This is a genomic window from Magnetospira sp. QH-2 (assembly GCF_000968135.1).
Lineage (GTDB): Bacteria > Pseudomonadota > Alphaproteobacteria > Rhodospirillales > Magnetospiraceae > Magnetospira.
Window position 1 is genome coordinate 3,930,119 of sequence record NZ_FO538765.1, and the last position, 19,300, is coordinate 3,949,418.

Genomic DNA, 19,300 nt, shown 5'->3' on the forward strand with positions numbered 1-19,300 from the left:
GGTCAGGACTCCCGGGTTGATTGATAGTGGGCCTCGATGGCGTCCCAGACCTCGGATTCCAGACAGACCCCGTCAAAGCGGTTGATCTCCTGGATGCCCGTGGGCGAGGTGACGTTGATTTCGGTCAGATAGTCGCCGATCACGTCGATACCGACAAAGATCAGTCCCCGTTCCTTCAGCGCCGGACCAATGATGGCACAGATCTCTTCTTCGCGCGGGGTCAGCGCGCAGCGCTCCGGGCGGCCGCCCACATGCATGTTGGATCGGGCCTCGCCTTCCGCCGGGACCCGATTGACGGCACCCACCGGGCGGCCATCCACCAAAATGATCCGCTTGTCCCCGGCCCGCACATCGGCCAGATACTGCTGCACGATGATCGGTTCGCGATAGAGCTCGGTGAACAGTTCGAGCAGGGAATTGAGGTTCTCGTCGCCGGGCTTCACATGAAATACCCCGGCGCCCCCATTGCCGAACAGCGGCTTGAGAATGACGTCTTGATATTGCTCGCGAAAAGCCTTGATCTGCTGCGGATCGCTGGTGATCAGGGTCGGCGGCATGACCCCTTCGAAGCGGGTGACAAACAGTTTTTCCGGCGCATTGCGCACATGGGCCGGATCATTGACCACCAAAGTCTTGGGATGCACCAGCTCCAACAGATGGGTGGCGGTGATATAGGCCATGTCGAAGGGCGGGTCCTGACGCATCAGCACCACATCGGCATCCTGGGCCAGATTGATCAGCCGGGGCTCGCCCAGGGTAAAATGATTGCCGTAGTCGCGCCGGACCCTCAGCGGGCAGGCCCGGGCCTGCACCTGGCCATCCACATAGGCCAGATCCTTGGGTAGATAGTGAAACAGCTCATAGCCGCGTTTCTGTGCCTCCAGGGCCAGGACAAAGGTGGAATCGGCATCGATATCGACGCTTTCGATGGGATCCATCTGGATGGCGACGGTCAGGGTCATGGGCTGTCCTTTCGGGGAAGTTGACGCGGCATCTTATCCCAATGGTCGCCGATAACCAGTCGGGCTTATTTTTGCGCCTGTTTCACGGTCGATGAGGCGATCCGGACGTGGCTGATCACCTTACTCACATGATCAATGTCGCGGGCATGGGCCAGCACTTTTTCCAGTTCCACCCGGTTGCGCGCATGGCCGAGTAGATAAACCGTGCCATTGACCGTGGTGACTTGGAAATTGATGGCATGGATTTCCTTGTCGAAAGTCAGGCGGGTGCTCAGTTGGGCGCTGATCCATTTGTCCCGACCGGTATCGAGAATGCCCCGCTCTTCGCTTTGGATTTCGTTGTAGACCGCCGCCACCGCCGGAATGGCCCAGGCCACGCGCAAGGCTTCGGCCCGGTCATCGGGATCGGTCAGCACGCCGGTGACCAAGACCTGTCCCTGATAGACATCGGCGGTCAGGGCCAAGGGCCAGGTGTGGTTGGTGGAAAACCACGCCTCGAACAAGGTCGCGCGGATTTTCAGATCATCCACCGCGCCACCCAGGCCTCTTTCTTCTTGGCTGGCTATGGCGGCCTGTGATCCGGCATCCACGGCCATGCCCACGGGGCTACAGGCTGCCGAAGCGAGCAAGGGGAGCAAAACAAGGAACGCGTATGCAGGTCGCATGGTGTCGACTCCGATGATCACATCTCTCTAGGTTTGTAGCCGTGAACTGGTTAAGGTTCCCCCAATAAACGCCGGAGCCCTCATGTACGTACTGCCGTTTTCCCGGTCCCATTTGCTCGACTACCTCCCCAAAGGCGGTAGCGTGGCCGAAATCGGCGTGGCCAAAGGCGCCTTTTCCGAAAAAATCCTGCAACGGACCCAGCCGGACCGACTGCATCTGATCGATCCGTGGGAGTATCAGGACGACGCGGCCTATGCGCTTGACCCCTCCAACTTGGATACCGCGACACAGGACCAACGGGCCGCGGCCGTGCGGACCAAATTCGCCTCCCAAATCACGTTTGGTCAGGTGGTTATCCACCGCGCCTATGCCCATGCTGCCGCGACCGCGTTCGAGCCCGGTTCCCTGGACTGGGTCTATCTGGACGGCAATCATACCCAAGCGGCGGTATTCGAGGACCTGACTCTATACAGCCGCCTGATCCGGTTCGATGGGCTGATCCTGGGTCACGATTATGCCAATGGCCCGACGGCCCGATCGGCTAATTTCGGTGTGGTGGAAGCCGTGGATCGATTCGTCGCCGACACCGATTTTCAGTTCCTTGCCCTCACCATGGATTCCTACCCGACCTTCCTACTCGGGCGACCGGACAGCCTGAAAAGCCAGGAAGTGATCCAACGGCTGCTTTTCAACAATCCCAATATCATCGAGATCCGCGCGCCCCTGGGCCGCCTGAAACAGCGGGCCACTGTCGTTGCTGGCCGGTCGGTTTTGGTGCATTCGTTTTAAAGACCGGGACGCCAGGCATCCACCACATGGGTTGCCCGGCCGCCAGCAATCAGCACCAGATCAAATCGTATATCCAGATGCGCCAGATCATCCCGTCGGGCGACAAAGGCTTCGGTGGCCCGCTCGAGTCTTTGGCGTTGTCGCGGCGTCAGGGCCTCGGCGGCGTCTTGCAGGGTGCCTCGGGCCTTGACCTCGACGATGGCCAGCACCGTTCCCCGCCGAGCGACGATGTCCAGTTCCCCCACCGGGGTTTTTTCCCGTCGGGCGAGGATCCGGTAGCCTTTGAACCGGAGCAGCCAGACGGCCATGGTCTCGGCGCGCAGACCCAGAGTCCAGGCCTTCAGGCCTCTTGCCTGGCGATTCTTCACGGGGCCTTGGCCAGTTCCAGGGCCCGGGCATAGACCTTCTTGCGCGGCAGGCCGGTGGCCACGGCGACGGTCTGCGCCGCATCGCGCAGGCTTTGGGTCTCCAACGCCCGTTTCAGCAGGCCGTCCAGGTCCAGATCTTGGTCGCTTGCCGCGTCGGGCGGGCCGATGACCATCACCACCTCCCCTTTGGGTGGCCCGGCCTCGGCATAGTGGGTCGCCAGTTCGTCCAGCGGCGCCCGGCGTACTTCCTCGAACAGCTTGGTCAGTTCGCGGGTCATGGCTGCCGGACGCGGACCTAACACCGTTGCCATGTCGGCCAGAGCGGCGGGAAGCCGTTTCGGCGATTCCAGAAGTACCAATGTCGCTTGGATCTCGGCCAGCTCCGCCAGCCAGGTCTTGCGGGCGGCTGATTTGGGCGGCGCATATCCAGCAAACAGGAATCGGTCGCTGGGCAGTCCCGACAAAACCAATCCATCGATGATGGACGAGGCACCGGGCAGGGCGGTCACATGAATATCCTCGGCCTGACAGGCCTGGACCAATTTATAGCCCGGGTCATTGATCAACGGCGTCCCGGCATCGGAAACCAAAGCCACGGTTTCGCCATTCTTCAAGCGTTCAATAAGTTTCGGGCGGGCCTTGGTGGCGTTGTGTTCGTGATAGGCGGTGCGCGGGGTTTGAATGTTGTGCAGGCTGGCCAGCTTGCCGGTCACCCGGGTATCCTCGCAGGCGATCACATGGGCCGACTTAAGCACCCGAAGGGCGCGCAGGGTGATATCCTCCGCATTGCCGATGGGCGTGGCCACCAGATACAGGCCCGGCACCAACGGTTTACAGCCGCCGCCGCTACCGCTAGGGTCGGGCGGTGAGAATATTGGAGACGAGGAAAAGAATGATCCGGCGAAAGGTGATCGCGGCATGGGCAGGCGCCCTGTTGCTGATGGGAACGGCGGGCTGCCAGTCTCCCCTGATGTCCTTGGAGACGCAAGTCGCAAAGCCGGATCCGGCACCGGTTGCCGCGCCCGATCCGGCACCGGCGGCCAGTACTCAGGCGCAAGAGACCGTGCCGGCCGTCCCCGTATGGCGTAACCCGCCGTCGCGCTGGGCGGTGCATAACCGCCGCACCCAGGCCTTGCAGCAACAGGTTCCGGCTTCCGAGATCCAACAAATTCCGCCGCAGGTCGTGGCGACCTCCACCGCCAGCGACAAGCCCATCTATGTGGATTCCCGCGGCGTTTCGCGGGTCGCGGTGCTGCTGCCCCTGTCGGGCCGCCATGCCCGCATCGGCAAAGCCATGCGCAATGCCGCGCAATTGGCGCTGTTCGAGTTTGCTGGCAAGAGTTTCGAACTGATGTTTTTGGATACCGGTGGCAGCGTCGATGGTGCCCGGGAAGCGGCGGTCACCGCCGTATCCGACGGCGCGGCGCTGATCCTTGGGCCCTTGCTGTCGGAATCCACCCGCGCCGCCGGGGCCATTGCCCGCGAGGCGCAGATTCCGCTGGTCTCCTTCTCCAGTGATGCCGCGGCGGCCCTTCCCGGCGTGCATATTCTCGGCTTCCGGCCGGAAACGGAAGTCCGTCGGGTGGTTTCCTATGCCGCCAGTGCCGGACTGCGGCGTTTTGCCGTGCTCGCCCCGTCCAATCACTACGGCGACCGGGTGGTGGCGGAGTTCCGCTCGGTGGTCGCCGATTTGGGCGCCGAGGTCAGCCGCGTCTCCCGTTACGGCACCAGCGCCGATTCCTATAACGACGTGATTCGCGACCTGGCCGACTATGACTATCGCCATCAGGCATTGATGGAACAGCGGGCGCAACTGGAAGTGCGCACCGATGAGGTGTCGCAGATGACCCTCAAGCGGCTGGAAAACCTACAGACCATCGGCGATCCGGATTTCGATGCTTTGTTGGTGGCCGATGGCGGTCGGCGGTTACAGGAAGTGGCGGCCTTGCTGCCCTATTACGACGTGGACCCCAAGGTGGTGAAAATGCTCGGTACCGGTCAGTGGGATACCCAGGGCATCGGTGTCGAACCGGCCCTGGTGGGTGGCTGGTTCGCCGCTGCCGATCCCGCCTTGCGCGCCGGATTGATGACCCGCTATGAGCAGACTTTCGGCGCCAAGCCGCCGCGTCTGATCACCCTGGCCTATGACGCCACCGCCCTGGCCGCCGTGCTGGTGCGCGGGGCCCAGGATGGCCCCGATTACTCGGATCCGACTTTGACCCAGCCCAAGGGATTCATCGGCACCGACGGGGTATTCCGGCTCAATGCCAATGGTCTCGGCGAGCGCGGCCTGGCGATCATGGAAGTGCGCGAACGCACCAACGTCATCCTCGACCCGGCACCGCAGAGCTTCGACGATCCGGCCTATTAGCGCGTGTCGGGTCCAATTGGACCCGTTAGACACGCGCGACCTTATTGGAATCGATCACGTTTTTCATGTTTGATCGAATCCGACCAATCACGACGTGATCTAAGCCCGGCAGTCATGCTTCGACAGGCTCAGCATGAGGGTTGTTGGGGTAAAGGACATCCTCATCCTGAGCTTGTCGAAGGATCGGTCCGTTGAGCCCGGCAGTCATGCCTCGACAGGCTCAGCATGAGGGTTGTTGGAGCAAGGAATTCCTTATCCTGAGCTTGTCGAAGGATCGGTCCGTTGAGCCCGGCAGTCATGCCTCGACGGGCTCAGCATGAGGGTTGTTGGGGTAAAGGACATCCTCATCCTGAGCTTGTCGAAGGATCGGTCCGTTGAGCCCGGCAGTCATGCTTCGACAAGCTCAGCATGAGGGTTGTTGGAGCAAGGACATCCTCATCCTGAGCTTGTCGAAGGATCGGCTAACAGCTTTTCCAACAGCCCGTTGAGCCGCCGCTGCCCTGCCGGGGTGGCACGCAGGTAGCGGTCGTCGAGTTCCAGAAAGCCGCCGTCGATCAGCATGCTCAGGGCTTCGGAATCGCAGAAATCAGCGAGACTCCGGTCGATTCCTTCGGTCAGGCGCAGGCCCATCATCAGCCGTTCCTCGACCCGTTCCCGCGCGCTCAGGGCCACCCGGTCCAATACCCGGCGCGTCAGATAGCCTTCGGGGTTCGGCGTGCGGCGTTCCGCATGGGTGACCCCACCGATTGTCAGCCGTCCATGGGCACCGGGGCCGATGCCCAGATAGTCGCCCCCCTGCCAATAGACCAGATTATGGCGCGATTGGGCACCGGAGCGGGCATGATTGGAAATCTCGTAGGCGGGCAGCCCGGCCCGGGCGGTCAGGTGCTGGGTGAGGTCGAACAAGGCCACCGCCCGGTCTTCCCCGGCGGCGGCGCGGCCCTGTTTGGCGAAGGCGGTGCCGGGCTCGATGGTCAGTTGATAGAGCGACAGATGCTCGGTTTCCCAGGCCAGGGCCTCGGTCAATTCGGCCCGCCAATCCGCCGGTGACTGCCCGGGGCGGGCGTAGATCAGATCGAAGGAAACCCTGGGAAACAGCCGTTTCGCCATCTCCAGCGCCCGCCGCGCGGCCGCCGCGTCGTGGATACGGCCCAGGTCGCGCAAGGCATCGTCATCGAAGCTCTGCACCCCCAAGGACAGCCGGTTCACCCCGGCCTGGGCAAAGGCGGCGAAGCGGCCTTCGTCGATGGTCCCCGGATTGGCTTCGATGGTGATTTCCAGGTCGGCGGTGGGGGTCCAAAGCGCCCGCGCCTGCCCGATCAGCGCCGCCACGGTCTCCGGGTCCATCAACGAGGGGGTCCCGCCGCCGAAAAAGATCGACACCAGCTTGCGATTTGCAAGTTCAGAGGCCGAGGCCCGCAGATCGTCCAACAAGGCCCGCCGCCAGCGGGCCTGATCAATGGCCTCGACGGTATGGCTGTTGAAATCGCAATAGGGACACTTGGCCAGGCAGAACGGCCAATGAATGTAGAGGGCGATGCTTCGAGGCTCGCGTTGCTCGCACCTCATCCTTCGACAAGCTCAGGATAAGGATTTATTGCGGGCGACCTCATCGACCTCCCCATCCTTCGACAGGCTCAGGATAAGGGTCCATTGCAGGCAACCTCATGCTGAGCCCGTCGAAGCATGAGGCCCCCCTGATCGCCCCTCTCGTCTCACGACAAGCCCATCCTTCGACAGGCTCAGGATAAGGGTCCATTGCGAGCGACCTCATGCTGAGCCTGTCGAAGCATGAAGAAACCGCCAATGTCTTCAGCCCTCGAAACAAGCCGCCACCATCTGCCGAAAGGCGTCGGCCCGGTGGCTCATGGCGTGTTTTTCCGTCGGTTCCATCTCGGCGAAGGTGACCGCGTGGCCGGTGGGGATGAACACCGGGTCGTAGCCGAAGCCTTTCTCGCCGCGCGGTGGCCAGGTCAGGTCCCCATGCACCTCGCCTTGGAAGGATTCCGCGTGGCCGTCGGGCCAGCAAAGCACCAGGGCACAGACAAAATGAGCCCGGCGGTCGTCCTGACCGGCCAGTTCCGCCTCGACCTTTTCCATGGCGATGGTGAAATCCTTGGTCGGCCCGGCCCAGCGCGCCGAATAAATGCCCGGCTGGCCGCCCAGGGCCTCCACCGCCAGCCCGGAATCATCGGACAGGGCAGGCAGGCCGGAGGCCAGCGCGGCGGCGCGGGCCTTGATGTCGGCATTGCCGATGAAGGTCTCGGCGTCTTCCACCGGCTCGGGCAGGTCCAGCTCACCAGCGGAAATCACCTGAACGCTAAATGGTGCCAGCAGTTCGGCGATTTCCCGCACCTTGCCACGATTATGGCTGGCGATGACCAGCTTGTTGTCGGTGAACTTCCGACTCACAGGCCCAATGCCTTGTTCTGCGCCTCGGTCAGGGTGGCGATGCCCGACTTGGCCAGATTGAGCAGTTGGATGAACTCGGCCTCGGAGAAGGGTTCCTCCTCCGCCGTGCCCTGGATCTCGCAGATGCCGCCTTTTCCGGTCAGCACGAAGTTGGCGTCGGTCTCGGCCGCCGAGTCTTCGTCATAGTCCAGGTCCAGCACCGGGGTGCCCTTGTAAATGCCACAGGACACGGCGGCGATGGAGTCGGTCAGCGGCACGTCGGGCAGGATGCCCATCTCGACGACCTTCCGAAACGCCTCGTAGAGGGCCACGTAGGCGCCGGTGATGGAGGCCGTGCGGGTGCCGCCGTCGGCCTGGATCACGTCGCAATCCACCTTGACCTGCATCTCGCCCATGCCCTTGAGGTCGGTGATGGCGCGCAGGGAGCGGCCGATCAGCCGCTGGATTTCCTGGGTGCGGCCCGATTGTTTGCCGCGTGCCGCCTCGCGGTTGGTGCGGGTATGGGTGGAGCGGGGCAGCATGCCATATTCGGCGGTCACCCAGCCCTTGCCCGAGCCGCGCATCCAGCCGGGCACCTTCTCTTCCACCGAGGCGGTGCAGAGCACATGGGTATTGCCGAAGCGCGCCAGACAGGAGCCCTCCGCGTGACGGGAAAAGCCGGGTTCGAGGATAACCTCGCGCATCTGCTCGGGCGTACGGTTGGACGGTCTCATGGGGGGAATCCTTTAAACGAATGAATGGTTGCGCGCACCCTAACGGCTGCAAGATGGTTGGGCAAGGCGGGCGGCTCATTGACGCCACCTCCCCGCGCCCCTACATTCCGGCCAGCATGATTACCGACCTCAATGACCGTTCGCGGGAGATCTTCCGCCAGATCGTCGACAGCTACCTGGAAACCGGGGAGCCGGTGGGCTCGCGCACCCTGGCGCGGCTGATCGACGGGCAGTTGTCGCCGGCCACCATCCGCAACGTCATGGCTGATCTGGAAGACATGGGCCTGCTCATGGCGCCGCATACGTCCGCCGGGCGGCTGCCCACCGAGGCGGGGCTGCGGCTGTTCGTCGACGGGTTGCTGGAAATCGGCGATCTGGGCGAGGCCGAGCGCAGCGACCTGGAACAACGGGTGGCGGGCTCCGGCAAGTCCATGGAAGGCCTGCTGGAAGAGGCTTCCACCACCCTGTCGGGGCTGACCCATTGCGCCGGACTGGTGATGGCTCCCAAGACCGAAAGCCCGCTCAAGCATATCGAGTTCGTCGCCTTGTCGCCGGGGCGGGTGCTGGTGGTCATGGTGGCCGAGAACGGCCTGGTGGAAAACCGGGTCATCGAGGTGCCGTTGGACCTGCCGCCCTCGGCCCTGGTGGAGGCGGGAAACTTCCTCTCCGCGCGATTGCTGGGCCGCACCATTGGCGATGCCCAATCCGAGATTCTGACCGACCTGGAATGCCAGCGCGGCGAGCTGGATCGGCTGACCTCCAAGGTGGTGGGTGCCGGACTGGCGGTCTGGGGTGGCGAGGAACAGGCCCGCTCGCTGATCGTTCGGGGTCGGGCCAATCTGCTCGAGGATGTTGAGGCGGTGGCCGACCTGGAGCGCATCCGCTCCTTGTTCACCGCCTTGGAGCAAAAAGAGACGCTGTTGCGCCTGTTGGAACAGGCCGACCAGGCCGAAGGGGTACAGATCTTCATCGGCGCGGAAAATCAGTTGTTCGGGGCCGCCGGTTGTTCGATGATCGTCGCCCCTTATCGAAATGGCGCCGAAAGTATCGTCGGTGCCCTCGGGGTCATCGGCCCCACCCGCATGAACTACGCACGTATCATACCCATGGTCGACTACACGGCGCGCATCATCGGCCGCCTAATCGGATGACGGAGAACGCAAAGATGACTCAAGAAACCCCCACCCAGGATCCGAAACCCGAAGAGACCGTCGAGGCGCCCGAGGCCCCAGAGGCAGAGGCATCCGAAGAGGTCGTGGCAGCTTCCGCAGAGGCGCCCGAAACAGAACCTGAGCCCGAACCGGCTGTTGACGAAGTCGCCGAGGTCCCCGCCGACGAAGCCCCCATTGATTTCGCCGGCGCCGTCACCGGCCGGGTCGCCGAGCTGGAAGCCCAGAACAAGGAACTGGACGACAAATGGCGTCGCGCCGCCGCCGAGATGGAAAATGTCCGCCGCCGCGCCGACATCCAGATCGAGCAGGGCCGCAAGTACGCCATCGCTGACTTTGCCAAGGCCATGTTGGGGGTCGCCGACAACCTGCAACGGGCGCTGGATCATGTGCCCGAGGAGGCCCGCGCCAACGACGAGGCGGTCAAGGCCCTTTATGAAGGCGTTGAGATGACCGGCAAGGCCCTGGTGCAGGCCATGGAGAAATTCGGCGTCACCCCGGTTGCCGATCAGGGCCAGCGCTTCGACCCCAAGATCCACGAGGCCATGTACGAAGTGCCTCTGCCCGACCAGCCCGCGGGCATGGTGGTGCAAGTGTTGGAGAAAGGCTACATGATCGCCGACCGCCTGCTCCGCCCGGCCCGGGTCGGCGTCTCCAAGGGCGGCCCGAAGCCGGAAGCCGTGCCGACCCCGGTCGACAGTGCCGCCGATGAGGCCCCCACCGAGGGCGCGGGTGCCTACGACAAGGCCCAGGACGCCGCTACCCGCCCGGAAGCGGGCAGCCAGCTGAACGAGGAGCTTTAAGAGTCGTCTGTGGTTGCCGCGGTTGATGCAAGAAGATTCTGATTGTCCGAGCGAGTGATCGAGTGCGGTCCTCTGTAAGGCCTTTGAACACGGCGTTTCCTTAAAGCCGCCGGCCGGTATGGTGATCCGCGGATCGGGTCCAAAACTGATTCTCGAGCTCGCTGGCTCTGGACTCTTAACGGGTTTTCCCGATCCCGATCTGGTCGATCCTGTTGCCCATTCCAATCGTTGCCTTCTCACACCTCCCCGTTTTCCAACGTCAGACCGTCACGGCCTGTGCAGGAATCCGGTAGTCTTCGTTCTTCATCAGCATGGCCCAGATGGTTCGCGCCATTTTGTTGGCAAGGGCGATGGCGACCAGCATTCTCGGCTTGCGCGCCAGCATCCGCGACAGCCAGGACCCCTCCGGGATCGTTCGTCGTCCCAGCCAGTTGAGGCGTGACATCGCCCCGACGATCAGAAGCCTGCGGATATCGGACTGTCCCGCCTTGGAGACACGCCCCAGCCGGGCCATTCCGCCCGAAGAAAACTGGCGCGGGACGAGGCCGAGCCAGGCGGCGAAATCGCGGCCATTGATTCAAAAGTATTCCTTTGATCTCAGGGCGTATATTTCCGCTCTGGCGGCGTCAAGACCTCCTAACGGGGCGCCGCCCCGTATCGTCGGCCTTTCCTGGCCAGATCAAAAATCTACTGCCTTGATATCTAGAGGATACTTTTAAATTCGCCTCTAACAGGCTGCTGAAAAAGTGTTGTCCGACGGCCCGCCTCGCCCTTCGTCCCTCGACAAGCTCGGGATGAGGAAGCTCTGGGTGAGGCTATTCAAAGGCCCTCATGCTGAGCTTGTCGAAGCATGTCTCGCCACAGGCTCGAAATCGGATTTTTTCAGATGGCGGTAATCGAGCAGTCAGGGATTGCCTAGATCACGTCGTGTTTGATCGGATTCGATCAAACATGAAAAACGTGATCGATTCCAATAAGGTCGCGCGTGTCTAGCGGGTCCGATTGGACCCGACACGCGCTAGACAGTCAGCTGGTCTCCACACTCGGTCTTGATCAAGGATCCGGGTCAATTCCTGGACATGGAACAGAGGAGACCAGCCATGGAGTATTTTGTTGGAATGGACGTATCGATGGCAAGCATTTCGATCTGTGAGATTGATGCAAAGGGAACCGTCATTCGCGAAGGCAAGGTGTCAAGCACACCCGAGGCGGTCGCCACTTGGCTCGAGGAAAGCGGGCGTGGCTTTGCGCGAATTGGGTTGGAAGCTGGCCCTCTGGCGCCTTGGCTGTACGCAGGACTGTCCAGTCGGGGCCTCCCTGTGATTTGTATCGAGACCCGGCAAATGAAGGCCTTTGCCAGCGCCAGCCCAGTCAAGACGGACCGTCGCGACGCCCGCTTGATCAGCCAGGCGATGCGGACCGGTTTGTACCGCGCGACCCACGTCAAGACCGCGCGCAGTCAGGAGCTCCGGATGGTGCTGACCCATCGGGAGACCCTGGTTCATCAGGTCCGTCAGTTGTCCAATACGGTACGAGGAACATTGAAAGCTTTCGGCCTCAAGGTCGGTATGGCGCGCGGACGCCTTTTCGCGGCGCGGGTTCGGGAATTGACGGCTGATAACCCGCACCTCAGCGCAGCCGCCGAGCCGCTCTTGCTTGCGCGCCAAGCCTTGCTCGAACAACTCGACAAGCTCGACCGGCAGGTTCATGCCGCTGCGCGCGATGATAGCGTTTGCCGGCGCCTGATGACCGTTCCCGGCGTCGGCCCGGTTACCGCCCTCGCTTTCAGGACAGGACTCGACGTGCCGGAACGGTTTCAAAAGTCGGTCATGGTCGGCGCCCACTTCGGGCTTGTCCCACGCAGATACGCCTCGGGAGAGCAGGACCGAAGCGGCCCCATCAGCAAGTGCGGAGATGCCATGGTTCGTTGGCTTTTGTTCGAGGCCGCCAATGCACTTCTCACTCGAACCCGCCGTTGGTCCTGGCTCAAACACTGGGGGCTCGCGGTCGCCAAAAGGCGCGGGATGAAACGCGCCAAGGTAGCCGTTGCCCGGCGTCTCGCCGTAATCATGCATCGCATGTGGATCGACGGCACGGACTTCCAGTACCGCAAGGAGGAGACCGCCATCTAAACACAACGAAAACCGAGACCGCCTGAAGGGCGGCCAGGACGCGTGGCGACGCGCGGGGCTCGGATGACAGCGCGCAGGCTGCAGTGGCGTAAGACCACGCTTTTCAGATTGCTGCACCCGATCCCCCTTGATCCCCATCATGCGGCGACGACGTCGACCGCGGACAGAAGCAAAGGGCGCCACATAACCCAGGTTCAAACCGACGGCTTGGAAATCAGCTTGACTCAAATGACTCGATTACAGAAGCAGCCTGTTAAGAGCTTGCAGCCCGTCGATGTTGGCGCCCAGCTGGCGTCGGCCATCGGCCCGCATGGGGCCGCCGAGACCGATCCCGACGGGGGTTACCGAGACCATGATCGCCGCCGCCTCGGCCTGGGTCTCCGACAGGCCGTGGTGATCCATCACCCGCTGCTTGAAGTCCTTTTCCCAGGCGATCTTCTCCGGATCGGCATGGGTCTCGCGGGCCTGCCGCACCGCCTCCAGGGATTGTCGTAGGTGCCGGGGATCTTCCGCCCGCGCCGCTTCGTTGCTGTTGGGGCTGGCGGTCTCCCCACCACCCGCGCGATGCTCCCAATAGGCCTGGTTGGCCACCCGCTCGACCTCGGGAAAGGATTGGTAGGCCTGGGGGTCGAAGGCCATGCCTGGTGGCTGAAGTGACCGCGAAGGAGGTGCAGTGGAGATAATTAGTGGAGTGTCACCGTAACCACATAACCAGGATGACCTAGAATTTCTTGTAAACGCCCTCAATGTCTTCGCAATGGGCGGATCGGCCTGTAAGCACACCATCTTTCCATCTCGTCAGTCCAGGCGGCTTTCCTCTCAGGGCGAACAGGGCTTTTTCGGTAGCCGATGCTATTGTTTGCCGCCCTTGATCTTTCGGTGCAATAAGAATGGGTGGCAAACTGGAATTCTCAGGCCCACCCCAAATTCTACGAGACAGATTCGTTTTCAACGTAACGCCCCAAACTGCCAATTCATGAGCAACTTCTACCAAGAACTCGTCAGTAATCTCGATATCTCCCCTGACCGGTCGATGGTCTTCCCAGTCATTGTCTGGATTGCAAAACGGCTGGAAAGGAATCGAAGGAGTTTCCCAGTACAGGCGGTCCCGGTAATAGAGATTGCCGATCAGGGCGATGAACAGCGCCGTCCAGAGCACCGGGTGACCCGCCTTACGCATGAGACCAAAAAGTTTCCGAACCATGCTCTTCATTCCTTTCCTTGCCGACTGACGCTTAAGGTCCCGGAGAGGACTGCCCAGGTGTCCACGTCAGGCTGGGCTTGCCCAGTCCCCCTCCAGGGTTTAGGGGAATGGTGCCACTCACCGTGCCGGTCCAATCGCCGACCATCTTGAAGTCCTTGGCCGATCCCAGGGTCTTAAGCTGCTGCATCTGCTCTCCGGTCACTAACCCACCAAAGAAACGCGTATTCTTATGCCAGTCATAGTCGTCAAACCAGTGATAATCCTGCTGGGCCGGTGACATGCAACTGGGTTTCCCTGGCGTGTGACGGTCACTTCACCTGTCGTTTGCAGGTTGCTTTTTCCGCTGGCGAAATGGAGATCACTGATGCCATCGGCATCGATTTCGTCAAGGGTTTTGCCGATGGGAATGGTGACCGACTGGCCATCCTTCAAACTGGAAAGCTGCTGATTCACAGCGGGATCGGAAATCAGTTCGGATCCAATAGCCGTATGATTTGTGTCTTCCGCTTCGGTGATTTCCTTGTTGCTCCGCAACCACTCAGTCGGCATTTGCAGATCCTGGCCGCTACCTTCATTGTAGTGCTTGAGGGCGCGCGCCGACTGTTCCATACCCACCGCTCTGCCCCCATGTTCGAGGAGCCAGGCCTTGTGCTCCGTGGCAATCGGGACCCGTTGTTTTTTGTGAGTGTGTTGTTGATCTTGAAGGCCTCTTTCGTCCATCCGTGCCAGGTAGGCATGTAGATCTCTTTGCACGGCGGATGAATTCGATTGCATGGGGAAGCGGTCTTGGTAGGTAGCCGGTTCCCCCGATCCGCCAAGGGCCCCATCATCCCCGATCATGCCGCCGGTGGGTTCCCCATCGCGGGAGGTCGGCTGGCTAACATTGGTTCGTCTGTCGCTGGCCTTGTGCAGATTCGGGGTCTGGTTGGGATTGGCGATGCGTCGCCCCTGGGCATCATACCGATTGCCCTGCTCATCCATGGAGACCCCTTGGGCCGGTTCCCGCAGCCCATAGTGCGCCTCGACCATGCGCACATGGTCCGGATCGGCATCGGGCCCGAGGCGCTTGATCACATCATCGGCGCGCTGGCGGTTGATCCGGGCGTCTTCCGAACGGGCGCTGTCGGCGCCGAAGGGAGCATGGCCCGTGGCATGGCCCGTGGGCGCGCCGACTTCGCTGTTGAGCTTGTAAAACGCGGTGGTTTCGGTCTGGATATCCTCGTTGGTCCAGTAGTCCTCGGCCCAATGGAGGCGGCGCTGATCCGCATGGGTGCGCTCGGCCACCGACTTGTCGCGGATGGCCTGGATTTCCTCCGGCTTGGGCGGGGTCATGCCATCCCAGGTATCCTCGGGCATGCACGAGACGGGGTTAATTAATACAGCGTCACCGTAACCGTCACCGTAACCCTCAGCGTCACCGTAACCACACCGTAACCCAACAGCCATGCGTTCACCCGTTGGACGCGTGTTTTGCCCGTGACCTTCGATACGGATGTCGTGCCTTTGACCAGTGCACGCGTCGGCAAACCCCAAAAAGACGAAACTTCGTCCGGGTGTGGGCCATAAACACAGAATGAGACGTCTTGTATGGGGCCATGATGATTGCCATGGTCCCAATCCGCCGTCATCTCGAACGGGAGGTGGCAGTATTTAATGGACTGTCGCCGTAGTTCTGCGTAATTCGTAATTGCGTAATTGCTATCATGCGACTTCAATACCATCCAAGATCATGTCCGTCATGGTAAGTGGGGGTCATGTCCCATTCCGCCCGATACGAGCATATACGATCAAATTGTTCGGCACTCAAAAGGGGCTCCGTCGCCCCTTCCTTGCCGATCCAAAGGGCTGAGAACTCTGCCTGGAGATTGTTCGTTTCGAGGTATTCCACCCAATCCGGGGGTGGCGGTTTCATATGCTGAAACAATGCATCCAGAGTTACATCCCAATCGGTTGACGTTGTAAGTGTACCGGACTCGATCATCCAAACGGCACGGTCTCTAGTTAGGCTTAGTACGGAGGATGGTGGCGGCCCATCTCGCCGATTTCTCTTTCCTTTTCGGCGAATGATGTCGGTTGGTTTGAGAATCTTGGTAGGTTCGCCAATCATTTCAGAGATAGCGGAAAAATTCATGGTCCTGCCTCGAACAATGAAAGAGACCCGAGATATTTCGGCTGAAAAATCGCCTTGATTGATGGCGGGAACGTCTTCGTACTCGCCTCCCAGACCCTGGATCGTGGATAGAATTTCCTTTGACGGATGCGGAACGGGGACTCCGTCAGAATGGAGCCAAAATCTATAAAATTCGAGCTTTAGATCATATTTGGTTTTTAACTGGTACAGTGTAGCCGAAGGGGGCAATCGTTCTACAAGCACTTGGAAATGCGCTTCATGGTCTCGTCCCGCATACCACCGACATGATAGTTTGCGGAGTCGACCATAGGCGCCAATAAACTGTACCCCGCAGTCATCGTGCCCGAAAATCCTGGATAGTTCATCGACCGAGAGCTTGGGCGTGGAAATTTCGCATCCCCAATAGGTCACGAAGCACCCGTCTTGCGAAGGGTGATCTATAAAGGGGAACACCTCGATGGATTCCGGTAGTCGATCAGTACTCATCAAACACGTTTCCAATATATTCACCGGTTTCATCGTCGATGACATCTCCGTTGTCCTTTACCTCGACATCACCTTTCATGCTACCTTTAATGGCATGTAGCCGCTTTCCGAATAGTTTTCGTTCCATCCCCAGAGCCTTTGCCCTCGCATCCATTTGTTTCAAGTCATCTTTGCGACCCATCTCGACAATCATCATCTGCTCAAGCTCATCAGACTGGTCCGGATTCACGTGAGCCGTAGGCCCTGACTGCTCGGATTGATCGGGATACACGTTGGTGCCATCGTCTTTCTCAGGCTGGCGGGCCGGATAGGTTTCGATCCCATGGCCTTCGGGCATGGGGGTCGGCTCAAGGCCCGGTGCCGGCGGCATGGGGTCGGCCATATCCGTGCGGGCCATCTTGCCGTCGAGGTACTTGCCGAGATTGGATTGGGGCATCAGGTCGAACCGAGGATTGCCATCGGCGTCACGGCCGTTGGGAACCGCGACCATCCCGGTATCGACCCTTTCACCGGTCGCCGGATCTTTTCCATAGACTGGGTTGTACAGATCGCCGGGGCCATGGTCGAAGCTCAGATCCTGGCCCCCAACCTGTACGTCGTGCGTCTGCCGCCCTTCGTTGTCCGGAATGACGGCGCCACCAATGGCGCCGCCTGCCCGACCCAGGACTTTGGGAGCAACTTTCTCGGCGCCCTTGGCCAAGGCGTCTCCGGCACCGGTGCCTTTGCCGGGCGTGACGGTGATGACGCCATTGGATGAAGCCGCATTTCCCGCTGCAACACCGTCTGCCGTGGGGACATACTGAGCCTTTTTGATGAGCGGATTATGATCCGGATCGGGCGCAGGGCTGCCGTCTGGATAGGTCCACCGTCCATATTCGTTCATGGCCGGTTTATGGGTATTTGGCGGCGAAGTCGTCGAGGTGTCTCCGCTATCGCCCTTCCCGCCGTTCGTGTCCATCGGCATGCCGGTGCCGGAATCTTCGCCGGGGCGATAGAGAAGGTCTATGGGCGGCGCATTGTCTCGGCCGGGAACATACTCCAGCGTTCTTGCATTATGCATGGAATCGTTCCCGGTATTCTGATCAATCAGATTCCCCTGGGCATCATACCAATTGCCCTGCTCGTCCATGGAAATCGCCTGGGCCGGTTCCCCCACCCCATAGTGCGCCTCGACCAGGCGCACATGGTCCGGATCGGCGTCGGGCCCGAGGCGCTTGATCACATCATTGGCGCGCTGGCGGTTGATCCGGGTGTCTTCCGAACGGGCGCCATCGGCGCCGAAGGGAGCATAGCCCGTGGCATGACCCGTGGGCGCGCCGACTTCGCTGTTGAGCTTGTAGAACGCGGTGGTTTCGGTCTGGATCTCCTCGTTGGTCCAGTAATCCTCGGCCCAATGGAGGCGGCGCTGATCCGCATGGGTGCGCTCGGCCACCGGCTTGTCGCGGATGGCTTGGATTTCCTCCGGCTTGAGCGGGGCCATGCCGTCCCAGGTATCCTCGGGTATGCACGAGACGGGGTTAATTAATACAGCGTCACCGTAACCCGGGGGTCACCGAAACCCGGGGTTAATTAATGCAGCGTCGCCGTAACCCGTATTACCGTAACCCTTAGATTGCTTGGGTTTCAGTAGGGGACTTCATCAACATATAGACGGCACTCCCGTCCATACGGTTCACTTTCGAGGTCGCAAGGATCCCAGCCAACATCATTTGTCCAAGCAATGATGTGCCAATGGGAATCTTTTTTGCGAAAAAAAACAACCTCCCAGTAGCTAGGCTCAGGACCCATAAAAGGGATTCCCAATAGTCGGTGGACATGATTCCCTTCCCTGGAATTTTAGGGAGGGGAAAGCCGATGCAGAGCCATCATTTCTGGTTGTCCGACAAACAATTCGAACGCCTTCAACCGTTGCTGCCGAACAAAACAAGAGGCGTCCCGCGCGTCGATGACCGGCGGGTGATCAGCGGCATCATCCATGTTCTTCGCCAGGGCTTGATGTGGCGTGACGCGCCCGTCGCCTATGGACCGCACAAGACCCTGTACAACCGCTTCGTCCGTTGGAGCGAGGCCGGAGTGTTCGACCGGATCTTCGCCACCCTGGCCGCCGAAAGCACGGCCACCCATACGGTGATGATCGACGCCACCCATCTCAAGGCCCACAGGACGGCGGCGAGCCTGCTCAAAAAGGGGCTGTTCCCCGCCGTATCGGGCGCACCAAGGGCGGCCTGAATTCGAAACTGCATGCCGCCTGCGATGCCGATGGAAAGCCCCTGATCCTGCTGCTGACCGAAGGACAAGTCAGCGACTATCGCGGCGCCGACACCATGCTCCCTGCATTCCCTGATGCCGACGACCTGATCGCCGACAGGGGATACGACAGCGACCGTTTCCGCCAGGCCCTGCTTGATCTCGGCATCGAGCCCTGCATTCCAGGTCGCTCGAACCGCAAAGAGGAAATCCTTTACGATAAAGCCCTCTACAAGCAGCGAAACTTGATCGAGCGCATGTTCGGTCGGCTCAAGGACTGGCGGCGTATCGCCACCCGCTACGACCGTTGCGCCCATACCTTCATGAGCGCAATCTGCATCGCCGCAACCGTCATCTTCTGGTTATGAGTCCTGAGCCTAGCTACTCGACCTTGACAGCTCTCAAGTTTCTTACCCGAATCTAAGCAAGATTCAAATTTCCATTCAATTCTGACATCACCGGATCGAGCCCAGGTCGGAATGGTTGGGCGACCGAGGTCCTCGGGCATGACGACAATTTTTTTGAGGACAATCGTTTTCTCAGAGTAGTTTTCAAGCTTCTTTTCCTTCCCAGAAGGCGTGGCGCGAAAGACCATTTCGTGAAGGCCGATTTTCGCACAGATCGCCGGTTTTCTTTGGCTCAGGCACACTCGCCATGTGTCAAACGCGGACAACGGGGAATCTGGCGTAACAGTTGATCCATTTATTTGGGATTCATCTGTGCGGGTGAGTGGTGGGTCATAAACCTTGATTTCAAGGGCGGAAATTTGGGAGCTGATAACCAAGGCGGCCATCACTCCCAAGAAAAGCATCAGTACCCATTTGGTTTTATACAAGGAGTTTTCCGC

Annotated in this window: 20 protein-coding genes and 1 pseudogene; 6 read left to right on the plus strand and 15 right to left on the minus strand. The window is 60.6% G+C overall.

The window, feature by feature from the left end; translation table 11 throughout:
* Positions 1-2: 2 nt before the first annotated feature.
* Positions 3-962 (minus strand): glutathione synthase, encoded by a 960-nt coding sequence (gene gshB / locus MGMAQ_RS18455; RefSeq protein WP_046022712.1) that lies wholly within the window; start codon positions 960-962, stop codon positions 3-5.
* Positions 963-1,027: 65 nt separating this feature from the next.
* Entirely contained in the window at positions 1,028-1,627 is a 600-nt protein-coding gene (locus MGMAQ_RS18460) for a BON domain-containing protein (RefSeq protein WP_046023529.1), read from the minus strand.
* Between the two features lie 82 nt (positions 1,628-1,709).
* On the opposite strand from MGMAQ_RS18460, the gene MGMAQ_RS18465 reads away from it, so the two are divergent.
* Positions 1,710-2,417 (plus strand): class I SAM-dependent methyltransferase, encoded by a 708-nt coding sequence (locus MGMAQ_RS18465; protein ID WP_052716542.1) that lies wholly within the window; start codon positions 1,710-1,712, stop codon positions 2,415-2,417.
* Here MGMAQ_RS18465 and MGMAQ_RS18470 read toward each other — a convergent pair.
* Both MGMAQ_RS18470 and rsmI read right to left on the minus strand, forming a co-directional pair.
* Positions 2,414-2,785: a YraN family protein gene (locus tag MGMAQ_RS18470; RefSeq protein WP_046022713.1), complete on the minus strand. Its 372-nt coding sequence runs from the start codon at positions 2,783-2,785 to the stop codon at positions 2,414-2,416. The two genes, MGMAQ_RS18465 and MGMAQ_RS18470, sit on opposite strands and share 4 nt — an antisense overlap.
* Positions 2,782-3,705, minus strand: coding sequence for a 16S rRNA (cytidine(1402)-2'-O)-methyltransferase (gene rsmI, locus MGMAQ_RS18475; protein ID WP_082085539.1), 924 nt, complete (start codon positions 3,703-3,705; stop codon positions 2,782-2,784). Before rsmI ends, MGMAQ_RS18470 begins: the two co-directional genes overlap by 4 nt.
* Here rsmI and MGMAQ_RS18480 point away from each other — a divergent pair.
* Entirely contained in the window at positions 3,678-5,156 is a 1,479-nt protein-coding gene (locus MGMAQ_RS18480; RefSeq protein WP_052716543.1) for a penicillin-binding protein activator, read from the plus strand. The genes rsmI and MGMAQ_RS18480 overlap by 28 nt on opposite strands.
* A 435-nt stretch (positions 5,157-5,591) precedes the next feature.
* Here MGMAQ_RS18480 and hemW read toward each other — a convergent pair whose 3' ends face one another.
* The 3 genes from hemW to rph all read right to left on the minus strand — a co-directional run bounded on the left by hemW (position 5,592) and on the right by rph (position 8,281).
* Positions 5,592-6,725 (minus strand): radical SAM family heme chaperone HemW, encoded by a 1,134-nt coding sequence (gene hemW, locus MGMAQ_RS18485; protein ID WP_046022714.1) that lies wholly within the window; start codon positions 6,723-6,725, stop codon positions 5,592-5,594.
* 243 nt (positions 6,726-6,968) lie between these two features.
* Entirely contained in the window at positions 6,969-7,568 is a 600-nt protein-coding gene (rdgB, locus tag MGMAQ_RS18490; protein WP_046022715.1) for an RdgB/HAM1 family non-canonical purine NTP pyrophosphatase, read from the minus strand.
* A complete protein-coding gene (rph, locus tag MGMAQ_RS18495) occupies positions 7,565-8,281 on the minus strand; it encodes a ribonuclease PH (RefSeq protein WP_046022716.1) in 717 nt (238 codons plus the stop codon). The genes rdgB and rph overlap by 4 nt, the downstream gene beginning before the upstream one ends.
* Before the next feature lie 116 nt (positions 8,282-8,397).
* Between rph and hrcA the strand changes: the two genes are divergently transcribed.
* The gene (gene hrcA / locus MGMAQ_RS18500) at positions 8,398-9,432 is read left to right on the plus strand and encodes a heat-inducible transcriptional repressor HrcA (protein WP_046023533.1); all 1,035 of its coding nucleotides are present in this window, start codon (positions 8,398-8,400) and stop codon (positions 9,430-9,432) included.
* Between the two features lie 14 nt (positions 9,433-9,446).
* Positions 9,447-10,253, plus strand: coding sequence for a nucleotide exchange factor GrpE (grpE, locus tag MGMAQ_RS18505; protein ID WP_052716544.1), 807 nt, complete (start codon positions 9,447-9,449; stop codon positions 10,251-10,253).
* 259 nt (positions 10,254-10,512) lie between these two features.
* On the opposite strand, the pseudogene MGMAQ_RS18510 reads toward grpE, so the two are convergent.
* Positions 10,513-10,824: pseudogene (locus MGMAQ_RS18510) on the minus strand (transposase); the annotation flags it as partial.
* Between the two features lie 529 nt (positions 10,825-11,353).
* Between MGMAQ_RS18510 and MGMAQ_RS18515 the strand changes: the two are divergent.
* Positions 11,354-12,385: an IS110 family transposase gene (locus tag MGMAQ_RS18515; RefSeq protein ID WP_046020119.1), complete on the plus strand. Its 1,032-nt coding sequence runs from the start codon at positions 11,354-11,356 to the stop codon at positions 12,383-12,385.
* 237 nt (positions 12,386-12,622) lie between these two features.
* Here MGMAQ_RS18515 and MGMAQ_RS18520 read toward each other — a convergent pair whose 3' ends face one another.
* From MGMAQ_RS18520 to MGMAQ_RS18540, 6 genes are all read right to left on the minus strand, one after another.
* A complete protein-coding gene (locus MGMAQ_RS18520) occupies positions 12,623-13,024 on the minus strand; it encodes a hypothetical protein (protein ID WP_046022717.1) in 402 nt (133 codons plus the stop codon).
* An 82-nt stretch (positions 13,025-13,106) separates the two neighbouring features.
* Positions 13,107-13,598 (minus strand): hypothetical protein, encoded by a 492-nt coding sequence (locus MGMAQ_RS18525; protein ID WP_046022718.1) that lies wholly within the window; start codon positions 13,596-13,598, stop codon positions 13,107-13,109.
* A gap of 22 nt (positions 13,599-13,620) precedes the next feature.
* A complete protein-coding gene (locus MGMAQ_RS21155; protein ID WP_158498898.1) occupies positions 13,621-13,776 on the minus strand; it encodes a hypothetical protein in 156 nt (51 codons plus the stop codon).
* 14 nt (positions 13,777-13,790) lie between these two features.
* Positions 13,791-14,945, minus strand: a complete 1,155-nt coding sequence (locus MGMAQ_RS18530) for a hypothetical protein (protein ID WP_046022719.1) — start codon at positions 14,943-14,945, stop codon at positions 13,791-13,793.
* A 355-nt stretch (positions 14,946-15,300) separates the two neighbouring features.
* Positions 15,301-16,206: a hypothetical protein gene (locus MGMAQ_RS18535; RefSeq protein ID WP_046022720.1), complete on the minus strand. Its 906-nt coding sequence runs from the start codon at positions 16,204-16,206 to the stop codon at positions 15,301-15,303.
* Positions 16,196-17,686: a hypothetical protein gene (locus MGMAQ_RS18540; RefSeq protein ID WP_046022721.1), complete on the minus strand. Its 1,491-nt coding sequence runs from the start codon at positions 17,684-17,686 to the stop codon at positions 16,196-16,198. The genes MGMAQ_RS18535 and MGMAQ_RS18540 overlap by 11 nt, the downstream gene beginning before the upstream one ends.
* A gap of 374 nt (positions 17,687-18,060) precedes the next feature.
* On the opposite strand from MGMAQ_RS18540, the gene MGMAQ_RS20540 reads away from it, so the two are divergent.
* Positions 18,061-18,821 (plus strand): IS5 family transposase gene (locus MGMAQ_RS20540; protein WP_148561022.1). Its coding sequence is split into 2 segments (ribosomal slippage): positions 18,061-18,381 and positions 18,384-18,821, totalling 759 coding nucleotides; the frame shifts between segments, so codons are not numbered across the junction.
* On the opposite strand, the gene MGMAQ_RS20850 is transcribed toward MGMAQ_RS20540, so the two are convergent.
* A complete protein-coding gene (locus tag MGMAQ_RS20850) occupies positions 18,752-19,288 on the minus strand; it encodes a hypothetical protein (RefSeq protein ID WP_148561023.1) in 537 nt (178 codons plus the stop codon). The two genes, MGMAQ_RS20540 and MGMAQ_RS20850, sit on opposite strands and share 70 nt — an antisense overlap.
* Between the last annotated feature and the right edge of the window lie 12 nt (positions 19,289-19,300).

Coding starts and splice junctions, on each gene's coding strand:
- hrcA (WP_046023533.1), top strand. CDS start 8,398: ATGATTACCGACCTCAATGACCGTTCGCGGGAGATCTTCCGCCAGATC.
- gshB (WP_046022712.1), bottom strand. CDS start 962: ATGACCCTGACCGTCGCCATCCAGATGGATCCCATCGAAAGCGTCGAT.
- MGMAQ_RS18515 (WP_046020119.1), top strand. CDS start 11,354: ATGGAGTATTTTGTTGGAATGGACGTATCGATGGCAAGCATTTCGATC.
- grpE (WP_052716544.1), top strand. CDS start 9,447: ATGACTCAAGAAACCCCCACCCAGGATCCGAAACCCGAAGAGACCGTC.
- MGMAQ_RS18465 (WP_052716542.1), top strand. CDS start 1,710: ATGTACGTACTGCCGTTTTCCCGGTCCCATTTGCTCGACTACCTCCCC.
- MGMAQ_RS18525 (WP_046022718.1), bottom strand. CDS start 13,598: ATGAAGAGCATGGTTCGGAAACTTTTTGGTCTCATGCGTAAGGCGGGT.
- hemW (WP_046022714.1), bottom strand. CDS start 6,725: ATGAGGTGCGAGCAACGCGAGCCTCGAAGCATCGCCCTCTACATTCAT.
- MGMAQ_RS18535 (WP_046022720.1), bottom strand. CDS start 16,206: ATGAGTACTGATCGACTACCGGAATCCATCGAGGTGTTCCCCTTTATA.
- MGMAQ_RS18480 (WP_052716543.1), top strand. CDS start 3,678: ATGATCCGGCGAAAGGTGATCGCGGCATGGGCAGGCGCCCTGTTGCTG.
- rph (WP_046022716.1), bottom strand. CDS start 8,281: ATGAGACCGTCCAACCGTACGCCCGAGCAGATGCGCGAGGTTATCCTC.
- MGMAQ_RS18460 (WP_046023529.1), bottom strand. CDS start 1,627: ATGCGACCTGCATACGCGTTCCTTGTTTTGCTCCCCTTGCTCGCTTCG.
- MGMAQ_RS18520 (WP_046022717.1), bottom strand. CDS start 13,024: ATGGCCTTCGACCCCCAGGCCTACCAATCCTTTCCCGAGGTCGAGCGG.
- MGMAQ_RS21155 (WP_158498898.1), bottom strand. CDS start 13,776: ATGCAGCAGCTTAAGACCCTGGGATCGGCCAAGGACTTCAAGATGGTC.
- MGMAQ_RS18530 (WP_046022719.1), bottom strand. CDS start 14,945: ATGCCCGAGGATACCTGGGATGGCATGACCCCGCCCAAGCCGGAGGAA.
- rsmI (WP_082085539.1), bottom strand. CDS start 3,705: ATGCCGCGATCACCTTTCGCCGGATCATTCTTTTCCTCGTCTCCAATA.
- MGMAQ_RS18540 (WP_046022721.1), bottom strand. CDS start 17,686: ATGGCCCCGCTCAAGCCGGAGGAAATCCAAGCCATCCGCGACAAGCCG.